This window comes from Clostridium bowmanii (genome assembly GCF_018861315.1).
Classification (GTDB): domain Bacteria; phylum Bacillota; class Clostridia; order Clostridiales; family Clostridiaceae; genus Clostridium_AD; species Clostridium_AD bowmanii.
In genome coordinates this window covers 40,617-53,132 of sequence record NZ_JAHLDL010000009.1, presented here as the reverse complement: position 1 = coordinate 53,132, position 12,516 = coordinate 40,617, and the positions used below count along the sequence as shown (strand labels likewise).

Here is a 12,516-nt window from a genome sequence, read left to right as displayed (position 1 = left end):
TTTTATGTGTAAAAAAAAGAATATATTACGTATAATGCATTAATCGTATTGCAATACGCGTAATATATACTTTTTTTAGTGCCTTGTTTTTATTTATTAAAGGCTTGTTCTAAAAATGTGTATTTTGGAAGACCATTTTCTATAGAAATTTTTGGTTCCCCCATTATTAATGGTAAGGTGTATTCATAGGCTTCTCTGGTAACATTATTTCCCTCTTTATTAATCCATTCAAGTGGGAAGTATTTAATGTTATTAGCAACCTTTGAGGTTTCAAGTGCAAAAGGCTCAGAGGTATATGGCGAGTTTGAAAGTCTTCTTATACCTATCATGTTACCGCTTATTCCTTCAATAGAATAAGAAACGGCAGCTTTTCCTACTTCAAAGGCTTCATCGATATCTGTTTGTGAGGCACAGTGCATTGAACAACGCTGAATTGTAGAAAGCTCTAAAACTCTAACCTTTTCAGCCGTATTGGTTTCTAAAATTAAATTTTTAAGAAAGGCACAAACACCACCTAATTGAGCATGACCAAATTTATCAAGTCCAGTGGAAGAAGCCTCACCTATAAATTTGCCTTCTTTAGTTCTTATGCCCTCAGATACTACTACGAAAACATGATTTTTTTCAGTAAGTTTTTTACTTACATCTTTCAAGAATTTCTCTGCACTAAAAGCAACTTCAGGAAGATATATGAAATCAGCAGCAGGAATACCGTTAATAGTTGCAACGCAAGCACTAGCAGCTAGCCAACCAGTATCTCGTCCCATAGTTTCAAGTATAAATACTCCTTTTGCAGGATACACACTTGCATCTAGGAAGTTTTCAAGAACAGAAGTAGCAATTAGTTTGGCTGCACTTCCAAAGCCAGGGGTATGATCCATAATTGGCAGGTCATTATCTATAGTTTTAGGAATGCCAATAAATTTAACATCCTTATTATGCTCTCTTGCGTAGATACTAAATTTATGTACAGTATCTTGTGAATCGTTACCTCCGATATAGAAGAAGGTTTTTATTTCGTGTTCCTCTAATAATTCAAAAAGTTTTAGGTACTCTTCAGGACTTTTATCATAGGACTTAAGTTTATATCTGCAAGAACCTAGGCCAGATGAAGGGGTATATTTTAATCCTTTAACCTCATCATAGGGTAGGGTGGATAGGTTTACAATGTGGTTATTTAAAATACCTTGTATGCCATTTATGCCAGCATAAACATTATCATAATAGTGAGAGCTATTGTTTTCCTCTAGAACTCCCATAGCACTAGCATTAATTACAGAAGTTGGACCTCCTGATTGCGCTACTATACAATTTTTCATTTAAGAATTTCCCCTTTCAATCGGAATATTATTGTGATTACAATTCATAGAATCTACTAATTAATTATAAGGTATAAATTTAAGTTACTCAAGGTAGAATTGAATTTTAAATTAAATCAGTTGAAAATTTCTTTACTATAGTGCCTGTCACATATAACTATTAGAATTTGCATAAAATAGTATATATATATTTATAATAAAATTGTTTAAAAATTCAAAGACTAATTTTAATATTAATGATAAAATATATGTATAATATTTTAAAGATTCTGTTAAGTCTTTAAAATATAAAATCAGGAGGGGTACAATGGTAATTAATAAAACAAACCATGGAAAAGAATCCAAAAACAATATAGTTTTAAAGGAAGTTAATATAAGAGGAAATTTATGTGGGGAATTTGCTGAATACACTATTGACCACGTATATGAGAATAAAGGAACAAATGATGTAGAAGCAATTTATACTTTCCCAATACCAGAGAGAGCAGTTATATCTGGTTTTGAAGCAGTACTTGGTGGGAGAACTATAAAGGGGCTAATACAAGATAAAGATGAGGCAAATAAGATATATGAAAATTTTAACCAAAAGGATAATAATACTTTTCTCATGGAAGAATTCAGTGATAATATATTTAGAATAGTTATTGGCAAGATAATTCCTAATGAAGTCGTAAAAATAAAAGTGTCTTATATAGAAGAACTTAGTTATGAAAATAGAAACTTAAAATTAATTATTCCAACAATAATAGCTCCAATAAATCTTTCTAAGAACAATAAATTACTATCTAGTAAAGAGAGAAATATCCCTAAAGATAATAATTACAAATTTACTTTAAGGCTACTCGTTGAATCACTAACAAAATTAGAATTTAAGTGCCCTTCTCATAAAATAAAGGTGGAATATGAAGAAAATAATTTATATAAAGTGACATTAGATGGAAACAATCAAAAAATGGATAAAGATTTGGAAATTACACTAGAAGAACTAGAAAAAATAGAAACTACGGGAATGATTTATGACTATCCTAGGGATGATAAAGGAATTTTATATTTGAGATTTATACCAGAAATTGAAATAGAGCAAAAATCTACTGGTGCAAATTATATATTCCTTTTAGATGTATCACGATCAATGGACGGTAATAAATTAATAGAGGGCAAAAACGCACTGCAGCTATGTTTGAGAAACTTGTCCTTAGGAGATACCTTTAATATTTCAGCTTTTGGAGATAAACTTCATTATTTTTCTAAAGAGACAAAAGTTGATTTTAATGAAGAGAATCTAAGTAGTGCTAGTAAATGGATCGAAGAACTTAAAGCAGAAAAAAATGCAGTGATTTTTGATGCAATTAAGTTTGCGCTACTGGGGAAAAGTGAAAAAGAAGAAAATATAATATTCTTGTTCACAGATGATTTGGTGGAAAATGAAAAAGAAATTCTTGATTTTGTAGACGATAATATTAAAGAAAGTAGAATTTTCCCTTTTGGTATAGATACTTCAGTAAATAGTTATTTTATAAATAAATTAGCTCGTATTTCTTATGGAGCAGCAGAGGTTATTTACCCAGGTGAGAGAATTGAAGATATTGTGCTTAAACAATTTAATAGAATAAAAAATCCTCAAATTACTGATATTGAAATTGATTGGGGTAAAATGAATGTGGAAACAACATTCCCAAGAACTATAAAATACATGTATGACAAAGAACCATTTTCAGTTTTTGCTAAAATTAATGGAGAAGTGGGCGGAGTTATAATATTAAAAGGAAAAGTGGGAAAGGATAGAATTCAAAGAATAATTACTCTCAATGACCTTGAATTAGAAGAAAATGTTAATTTGATTGAAAAAATATGGTATAAAAAACGTATAGAATCCCTTCAACATAGAGTTAAATATGAACGAGGCGAACTTCAAGAGGCAATGTATAATAAGATTGTTGAAATTTCTAAAAAGGTAGGAATAATTTGTAAAGAAACATCATTTATTCTTTATGAAGAAATGGAAGACCCAATCTTAGGCATAAGAATAAGAGAAATTTTACCTGTTAAAACCACGAAAAGCTTAGAGCTTTCCTATGAAAGTTTAGATAGTGAATCTGAATCAACAGCGTTTTATTATAAGGATTTATCAATAGTAAAAGAAGATAATAATAAATATTCTGATTATAAAAGAAATCAGTTATTAAAAGTCTTAGCATCTAATCAATTTGCTAGTGGAGCTTTTGGTATTAATGTGGAAGACAGCCTTGAATCAAATATAAAGTATACTACAAAAGCAATGCTAGCCTTTATTCTAGGCAATGAAGATATTAAAATGTATACAAATCAATTAAATAAATCTTTAGAGTTTTTATCTAGAGCTTTAAAAAATAATGGTTTAGAGCTAAATAAAGATGAGTATATGAAATTATTATTAGTTTTTGAATTATCTATTAAAAAAGATATAGTACTCTTATTTTACAAAGAAAATATTGAGAAAACAATTGATGAAATCAAGACAAAACATCAATTGAAGGATGTTGATTTAAGTGAAATTCAGAATAAATTTATACAGAGGTTAAGAGAAAGTTTTAATGAGCCTAAAGATACTCTGAATTTTATAATCCATAATGCTATTTTAAAAACACTATAAAATTTATTTAAATTCTTAGAGAGAGTTTTAAAATTCCACATATTTTACATGTGGGATTTTTATCTGTGTATTTATAATGGATGGGTAGTTATTATTTTATAAGAATGGTATATTATATTTAGAAATTATTAGTTAAAATAAGGTGATTTTAAAATAAGTAGTATTTATTTTTAATAGTGCCGAGGCATAAGGAAGTATGGATAATGATAAGGGGAAATATAAAAGATTTAAAATATAGTGAGGAAGAAGTAATTCGAAAAAGAAATAATGTGAGAGCTAAATTTATAACTAAATCTTTAAATGTGAACACGGGAAAGATACAATGCATGTCAAAAGTGGATTTGGAGATTTTATTTAAGTTATATGATGAAGAATTTTTCCAATATTATTTTAGTGAAAATTTGAAGAGAAACTTAACTTTTTCATTATCAACTAGAATGACAAACGCAGCAGGAAAAACTATGTATACTAGAAAATCAAAACCATCAGAGGCGGTAATAGAAGTTTATGAAATAAGGATAGGGATAAAATTCTTTTTTCAGTATGATTTGATTGATAGAGATAAAATAGTATCTGGTATAAATACAGTGGATTCCTTAGAGGCACTTCAAATAGTTTTTGAGCATGAATTATGTCATTTAATAGAGTTTCATATTTATGGTGAATCTAGCTGTAAAAGGCTCAGGTTTAAAATTATGGTTAATAATATATTTGCTCATACAGAGGTACATCACCATTTGCCAAGTACAAAGGAGATAATATCAAAGAAGTATGGATTAACAATAGGACAAGAGGTGAGTTTTATTAAGGGAAATAAAAAATATAGTGGTTTTCTTTATAGAGTAAACAAAAGAGCGACAGTTATGGTAAATGATAACAAGGGGACTTATAGAGATGGGGATGGAAACAAGTATGCAAAATGGTATGTGCAATTTGATCAATTAGTATGATACAAAATGGTATATAAACACTAGTGGTTTGTTTTGTCTAAATAAATGCTAAAGGCAGGTTTAGCTAAAACCTGCCTCATCCTAGGATATATTGAAAGCTCAGAACAGTTTACACTACAACCTATGCACATCCCTACACACCTAAGGATAATCTTTCGACTATATATAAGCATTACACAACATACATACATCTTTGCTCGATTAAAAGACGTACCTTGGAGAACATAAATAATCTTTCGACTATGTACAATCCCTAACTCTTATCAGTATAGTTTAATTATTAAAGTATAACGCAAACATAATGTTATACACTACAACTGGAGCCTGCGGCACATAATCTAGTCTTAGCTCGACCAATACACATCTATTAAGCTCATATATACACAGTTATGCAAATATACAACCTTTTCAAGACATATAAGAATCTTCCCTCCAGCACATACCAAGCCTTGCGACCTAGGATACACCTTTGGCCGAATATTAAAAAGCTATTTAAATAACCTCGTAACACTCTTGGCTCAACCAATCTAAACCCTCTGGTAAATATTATTACCTAATATATTTTTAATTATTCAAAAATCAATAAAAATTTTGAAAATTTCATATTATAAAATGTAAAAAAAAATTTTAATAAACATTTCCACATAAGGGAATAAAATATGATATAATTTACATATTATTTATAATAAAATCAGAGATGTATTATTTGTCTTCGAATTTTATTAATTATAATATAATATTTTATTAGGACGGTGACAATGATGAAAAAAATTTTTTCAGTAATATTATGTAGTGTATTAATGGTTTCATTGGTTGCTTGTGGAAAAGCCGAGGAAAAAAAAGAAGAGACTTCAAAAAGTGTAGTTAAAGAGGAAACAGTAGCAGCAAATAAAGTAGAACCAACAACAGAAGTAAAAACTGAAGAAATAAAAAGTAGTCAAGTTGTATTATATTTTAGTGACGACCAAGCTATGTACTTAGTAGGGGAGAAAAGAAATTTAGAGAAGCCTACAGCAAAGTCTATTGTAGCGGAATTAGTTAAAGGTCCAAGTGGCACAGAAAAGTTAACTGCAACAATACCTGAAGGCGTAGTAATATTAGATGTGGCGGTTAAGGAAAATATAGCTTATGTTGATTTTAAAGGTAACGTAAGTGAAAAAATAAGTGGATCTACTGGAGAACAAATGGCTTTATATTCAATTGTAAATACATTGGTTTCATATAAGGATCTAGGAATAACAAAGGTTCAATTTTTAATTGAAGGAAAAAAAGTTGAGTCTATTGCAGGTCATTTGGATACTAGTCAACCTATGGGTGAAAATACAGAGATATTAAAGAAATAATACTTATAGGACATAATGTCATATTTAAAACATAAGAATCTCAAAACAAATAACCAGTCAAAGATGCTAGCATCTTTGACTGGTTATTTATTTCCATATGTCTAATTTTAAAAGGCAGAAATTTGAAATATGCCTCTTAACCCTAGGAATTTATTTGACAACCCAAAGCAATCTACGCTACAACCTATACACATCCCTACATACCCATATGCAATCTTTCGACAACAATGGAGCATTACAGCACATATATATATCTTTACTCGACCATATAGAACACCTTGGGAGCTAATAATAATCTCTCGACCAAGAATAACCCCTAGTTATATATTAATAAAACCTGCGGCAACCTATATCATCTTAGCTCGACTATTACACATCCGGGAGAACCATATACATACAGTTGGGCACATATACAGCTGTTAAGAACCCATAATAATCTTCCCTCCGGCATATAAAAAACCTTAGTAGATCTCGTATACACCTTTGGCCGAATACTCTAAAACTATTTTAAGTCTAGGAGCACTCTTGGCTCAACCACTTTGAATCATCTATTAACATTATTGTATGCTTTTTTTAATTTATTATACTAAAACAGATAATAATGATATAAGAAAAAATTGTAAATTAATTGATTAAAAGAATCTCTTTTATAGAGTCTACAACAAACTTAATATCTTCTTTTGAAACCCAATTGTGAGTAACAAAGCGCATTAATCCATCCTCTTCACCATTAATTTTGATTCCTTTAGCATAGAATTTCTCTACTAATTTATCGCTATTTAAGCCAGTGCCATGCATATTAAAGAATACCATATTAATATGTGTATCTTCTTTATTTACTACTATGCCTGGTATCTTTGTCAATTCTTCTCCAAGTAATATAGCATTTTCGTGATCTACTTTTAGTTGAGGAATCATTTCACGCAAGGCTACAAGTCCTGCTGCAGCTAAAATACCCACCTGTCTTAAACCTCCACCTAAAACCTTCCTTTTCTTCCTTGCTTTATCAATAAATTTTCTATCTCCAGCAAGCATTGAACCAATAGGTGCACAAAGACCTTTAGATAGACAAAACATGACAGAGTCACAATATTTAGTGATTTCACTGGCATCCACATCTAAGTAGGCAGCTGCATTAAAAAGCCTTGCTCCATCTAAGTGAACTGGTACATCATGGTTCTTTGCTAATGTGTAAATTTTTTCCATTGTACTTAGTGGTATCACTCTTCCACAAGAATGTGCATTTTCTACACAGATAAGACCTGTACTAGGATAATGGATATCCTCATTTTCTTTTCTAATTCTAGATCCGATTTGGGTAGGGTCGAGCTCTCCTTTATTGCTAATTAAAGTTCTAAGCTGAACTCCAGCAATTATTGATGAGGCACCAACTTCATGGATTACTATGTGGCAATCATCACCAAGAATAACTTCATTACCTCTAGTACAATGGGTAAAAATAGCTAGTTGATTTCCAAAAGTACCACTTGGTACAAATAGTGCGGCTTGTTTGCATGCAAGTTTGGCAGCATATTTTTCTAATATTTTTACTGTTGGATCATCACCATAAACATCATCTCCAACCTCTGCTGTAAACATAGCTTGTCTCATATTTTGGGTAGGCTCCGTTACTGTATCGCTTCTTAAATCTATAAATTTCATTTTATATTTACCTCCCTAACAATTCACTAGAGGATATAATAATTTTTAATTGTTATTCCCCATTATTATTATTATTATTATTATTATTATTATTATTATTATTATAAATACTATTATAACGTAAAACGTTTTCACGATGTGTGATATATAAAATTAATATTAAAAAATTATGAACTTTCGAATAAGTTGGGTGATATATATTTTTGTTTTTTATGGTAAAATATATATATATTAGCATCGCAAATAAATTAGGTGGTGGAAAAGTAATGAGCGGAACATTTCGATTTATTCATACTGCAGACTTGCATTTGGGGTCCTTTCTTAATATAAATGGGCAGCCCAGGGAAGAAATACAAGACTTGTGTAAAGATGCTGTTTATAATGCTTTTGAGAGAGTATGTAAAGTTGCTGTTTTATATAAAGTGGATTTTGTTTTGATTTGTGGAGACGTATATGATAGCTATTTAAGGTCTGTAAAAGGAAATAGATTTTTTGTTAATCAATGTTTAACACTAAATGAAAGAAATATAAGTGTATATGTTATTTATGGTAATCATGATGCTACAGATGAAAAACGTGAATTGTTTGACATGCCACGTAATGTTCATATATTAAGTTCTGATAATGTAGAAACATTTCAGGTATACAAAGCAGGGGAACTTATAGCGAGAATTATTGGAAAATCTTATAAGAGTAGAAAAGAAAGAGAAAAAATTTATGAGAATTATTTATTGGATAATGATGTTTTTAATATTGGCATGCTACATACTGCAATGGAGGGGGATAATAAAAATTATATTCCTTGTACCTTGGATGGGCTTATAAAGGTACCTAATATAGATTATTGGGCACTGGGACATATTCATAGAACCAATATTTTAAGTGGTGCAAAACCTATTGTAGCTTTTCCAGGAATTCCTCAAGGGCGAGATATGGGAGAACTGGGACAAGGCGGAATTTTCTTAGTTGAGGTACGCAAGAAAGAAATTGTCAGTATGGAAATCTTGCCTATATCAACTATCATATATAAGAGGTTAGAAATAGAAATAAATGAAGACAATAAGACAGAAAATTTTAGTGATTTAATGGTGGTAATTCTAGAAAAAACAAGGGAGCTTATATACAATACACCTGAAATTTCTATTGGCTTTGTGAATTCAATGGATGATTTGTCCCATGTATTTAAAGGCCATATTGTGCAATTAATAATAAAAGGAAGGACAGAGTTACAGGATAAAATAACTCACATGAGGGAAGATGATTATAAACAATTCATAGATGATATAAATGAAGAACTTTCCTCAGAAAAGTATTTTATATGGGTTGATTCTATAATATTTAGGACAACATCTATCATGAGAGATTTTGAAAGCCTTAAAGTACAAAACTCTATCTTCCGTGATTTAGAGGAGGTAATTAATTTATATCGGTTGGAGGGAGAAAGTAAAGTGCAACTCCAAAAAAACTGGGGTTCTATTTGGAAGCAGCAAATTTACACGGAAAATATAGATGAAGACAAATTTGATTATGATGAAGAAATTACAGAAGATATCATACTGCAAGCTAGGCAGATAGTTATTGAAAAATTAGTAGAAGCACTAGAAATAGTTTAGGGGGTGAGAATTTGCAAATAACACAGCTGGATATTAGGGATTTTGGAGTATTTCAAGGCGAAATGCTGGAAAACTTAGAGGGAAGAATAATAGTTGTTGGTGGAGCAAATAGGTCTGGTAAAACAAGCTTAATGCAAATACTTAGAAATATACCTTATGGGTTTTCTCAAAATAACAATTTACCACCAGCTAAATTCCAATATGATGTCAGATGTGATTTGGAACTAGAGAAGGGTAATGAAGTAAATGTATTGTTAAAGGGATTTAGTAATCCAGAGATAGTTTATAAAAATTGCAAAGACAATATGGTAAATAAAAACTTATATACTATAGATAAGACAACCTACAGAGAATTATTTACCATAAGTCTTGATGAGCTTAATAAGAGTTCGGATAAAGAAGATAGTAATTTACAGTCCATGCTTCTAGGAGCAGGATTTAAGCATATTATAAAAATACCCTCTGTAGCTAAAGAATTAAGAGATAAAGCCAATATGATTGGTGGTACTCGGGGAAACCCATCTACTAAAATGTTTAAGCCTTATACAGAAAACATTAAAAAGGGTGTGGAGGGAAGGAAAAAATCGATTTTGCTATTAGATACTTTTGTGCAAAAGAAAAATATTGCATCTAAGCTTTTAGGTGTTATAAGTTCAAAGGAGAAACAGCTTCAAAACAGTAATGGTAATATGACTATATTAGATATGTTAAAGCATAATTATCAGCTTAATGAGAGTAAAATAAAATTGGAAAACGATCTTCTAAGCTACACTTTTAGCATAGAGGATATAAAGGAATATAATATAGAAAAAGCTAAGGCCCTAAAAGCTCAATATATTAAAGACCTAGAACAATATAATAATGACAACAATGAATTTGAAAGAGAAATTTATGATGATGCCAGTATTAAGGAGTTGCTACTTGAAAATAAGATACCAATTAATAATTTTTATAATGGGTTATCAGGAATTAAAGAAAGAAGTAGAAATCTACTTATTATAAAAAATGAATATTATGAAAAAATGCAAACCTTAATGGATAAGATTAAAAAGGCAAACATTAACTGGAATAGCTTTGACCTTGTACAAGAGATTAATTGTGATGAGGTTCAAGGGGCTATTTTAAATGGTCATATTGAAAAATTTAGAAAAATAGTAGTGGAAAGAGTGGAGTGCAATAAAAAGATAGAAGATTTTAAAATTCAAAAGGAAATTTTAGAAAAACAAATTGGACCCTATAATCCAGAAGCATATACTAAAAAATATTTTTATTTAACACTGTTTTTTATGATTTTAGGACTTATATTGTTTTTTATAGATAAATTACTAGGCTGTTCAATAATAATAATAGGAGCAATAGGCACAGCTCTATATTTGTTTGTAAATCACTCTAATAGTAAACTAATACTAAAAAGAAATGAAGAAACTAAATACGGAATTGATAAAATAGAAGTGGGTTTTAGTAAAACCTACGGAGAACTAAAAATTCTTGATGAAGAACATATAGAAATGAATAACATAATGGATGAGTATAGGGATATTCTAAAGCTTGATGTGAGAGTTTCAGAAGGAGACATTAAAGAATGTTTTAAGACAGCTGCTTTTTTAAAGGATGAAATATCTGGATATAATTTATTAGAGAAAAAACTAAACAGTGAATTTGTTGCCCTTAGTGAAACAGTGAATAGAATTATTGTGGTGATTAATAAATTTACTAACTTTAATACCAAAAGCTTTAATGGATTGGATTTTAAAGGAATAAATATAGATAATATTGGGAATATTTGTAGCACTATACTGTTAAAAGTAGAGGAGTTACATAAGCACTCCATACTGGTAGAGAAGACTGAGAAGAGCTTTTTAAAATTAAATATATTACAGCAGGAAATATATTACTTCTTAGAGGAAAGTCAATCAAAAGGAAATAGTCCACAGGAAAATCACTATGAAAATGTAATCATATCCTTAGAAAATTATATATGTAAGGGTGATAAGTATATAAAATATACAAATCTGCAGAAGGATTTAAAAATTATTAAAGATAAGTTATTACAAGGAGTAAAAAGCCAGCGCATAAAAAACATATTGTATAATGACAAAATTGAATTTGTAGAGGATAAAAATTTAAAGATTGAGAATGAAGATGAAAAGCTATTAAAAATATTGGAAGACTTATATAAAGAGCATCCGGGTATGGATGAACTTCATTATGATTATGAACTTTTGAATACTGAAATTAAATCATTAGTAGAGGACATAGAAACATTAAAGAATAAAAAACAAACCATTAAAGATGAATTGCGAGCCTTAAATTCCGATGAAAAGATTTTAGAGTATGATAAAAGTATTAAAGAAGCAAGAACTCAGTTAAGACCCCTTGCGGAAAGATATGCTGTTTATAATACAGCAGCCTTATTCTTAGAAAAAATTAGAGAAAGATTTTTAGTGAATACTAAGGATAAATTATTAAAAGACGCCAGTGAGATTTTAAGTGAAATAACCTCTGGGGAATATAAAGATATTATGCCCATGGAGAATATAATGCAAGGAGACTTTAAAACGATGCTGCAAGATGAAAGCATTGTGGAAAGTTCTAAACAATTAAGTAGGGGCACTAAGGAACAATTATTCTTGGCAGTGCGTATAAGTAGAATAAAAGAAATTATGCCAAGTTTGCCTGTGATACTTGATGATTCTTTTGTTAACTTTGATATAGCACATACCAAAAACACAGTTAAGGCCTTAGTAAAACTGGCAAAGACTCATCAGATATTTGTGCTTACCTGCCATTCCACCTTAGTAGAACTAATAAGGGAGCAATGTGCGCAGGTACAATATTTCAAATTGGAAAAGGGTAAATTTACAAAATCCAAAGGGGAAGAATTAAGCGAATATTTAAAAACACTATAAGTCACATTTGAATTTTCGTGTGCCTAAGTGCACAGATAATGGTATAATAGATTCTTTAAAACAATTTTTATTGATATCTAAAATTAGA

At 29.9% G+C, this 12,516-nt stretch carries 7 protein-coding genes; 5 read left to right on the top strand and 2 right to left on the bottom strand.

Annotated features, from left to right (window positions below; all coding sequences use genetic code 11):
- Nucleotides 1-89: 89 nt before the first annotated feature.
- Nucleotides 90-1,319, bottom strand: coding sequence for a 6-phosphofructokinase (locus KPL51_RS07860; RefSeq protein WP_216159199.1), 1,230 nt, complete (start codon nt 1,317-1,319; stop codon nt 90-92).
- 307 nt (nt 1,320-1,626) lie between these two features.
- Here KPL51_RS07860 and KPL51_RS07855 point away from each other — a divergent pair, with 307 nt between their 5' ends.
- The 3 genes from KPL51_RS07855 to KPL51_RS07845 all read left to right on the top strand — a co-directional run bounded on the left by KPL51_RS07855 (nt 1,627) and on the right by KPL51_RS07845 (nt 6,244).
- A complete protein-coding gene (locus KPL51_RS07855; RefSeq protein ID WP_216159197.1) occupies nt 1,627-3,951 on the top strand; it encodes a VIT and vWA domain-containing protein in 2,325 nt (774 codons plus the stop codon).
- A 203-nt stretch (nt 3,952-4,154) separates the two neighbouring features.
- Nucleotides 4,155-4,901: a SprT-like domain-containing protein gene (locus tag KPL51_RS07850; protein ID WP_216159195.1), complete on the top strand. Its 747-nt coding sequence runs from the start codon at nt 4,155-4,157 to the stop codon at nt 4,899-4,901.
- Between the two features lie 758 nt (nt 4,902-5,659).
- Nucleotides 5,660-6,244, top strand: coding sequence for a GerMN domain-containing protein (locus tag KPL51_RS07845; RefSeq protein ID WP_216159193.1), 585 nt, complete (start codon nt 5,660-5,662; stop codon nt 6,242-6,244).
- 624 nt (nt 6,245-6,868) lie between these two features.
- Here the strand turns inward: KPL51_RS07845 and ltaE are convergent.
- Nucleotides 6,869-7,906, bottom strand: a complete 1,038-nt coding sequence (ltaE, locus tag KPL51_RS07840; protein ID WP_216159190.1) for a low-specificity L-threonine aldolase — start codon at nt 7,904-7,906, stop codon at nt 6,869-6,871.
- A gap of 266 nt (nt 7,907-8,172) precedes the next feature.
- Here ltaE and KPL51_RS07835 point away from each other — a divergent pair, with 266 nt between their 5' ends.
- On the top strand, nt 8,173-9,519 hold the full coding sequence (locus KPL51_RS07835; protein ID WP_216159188.1) for a metallophosphoesterase family protein: 1,347 nt from the start codon (nt 8,173-8,175) through the stop codon (nt 9,517-9,519).
- A gap of 11 nt (nt 9,520-9,530) precedes the next feature.
- Nucleotides 9,531-12,428: an AAA family ATPase gene (locus KPL51_RS07830; protein ID WP_216159186.1), complete on the top strand. Its 2,898-nt coding sequence runs from the start codon at nt 9,531-9,533 to the stop codon at nt 12,426-12,428.
- Nucleotides 12,429-12,516 lie beyond the last annotated feature (88 nt).

Bases quoted from the DNA above. Each gene is read 5' to 3' on its own strand.
- KPL51_RS07845 (WP_216159193.1), top strand. From the start codon at position 5,660: ATGATGAAAAAAATTTTTTCAGTAATATTATGTAGTGTATTAATGGTT.
- ltaE (WP_216159190.1), bottom strand. From the start codon at position 7,906: ATGAAATTTATAGATTTAAGAAGCGATACAGTAACGGAGCCTACCCAA.
- KPL51_RS07850 (WP_216159195.1), top strand. From the start codon at position 4,155: ATGATAAGGGGAAATATAAAAGATTTAAAATATAGTGAGGAAGAAGTA.
- KPL51_RS07835 (WP_216159188.1), top strand. From the start codon at position 8,173: ATGAGCGGAACATTTCGATTTATTCATACTGCAGACTTGCATTTGGGG.
- KPL51_RS07855 (WP_216159197.1), top strand. From the start codon at position 1,627: ATGGTAATTAATAAAACAAACCATGGAAAAGAATCCAAAAACAATATA.
- KPL51_RS07860 (WP_216159199.1), bottom strand. From the start codon at position 1,319: ATGAAAAATTGTATAGTAGCGCAATCAGGAGGTCCAACTTCTGTAATT.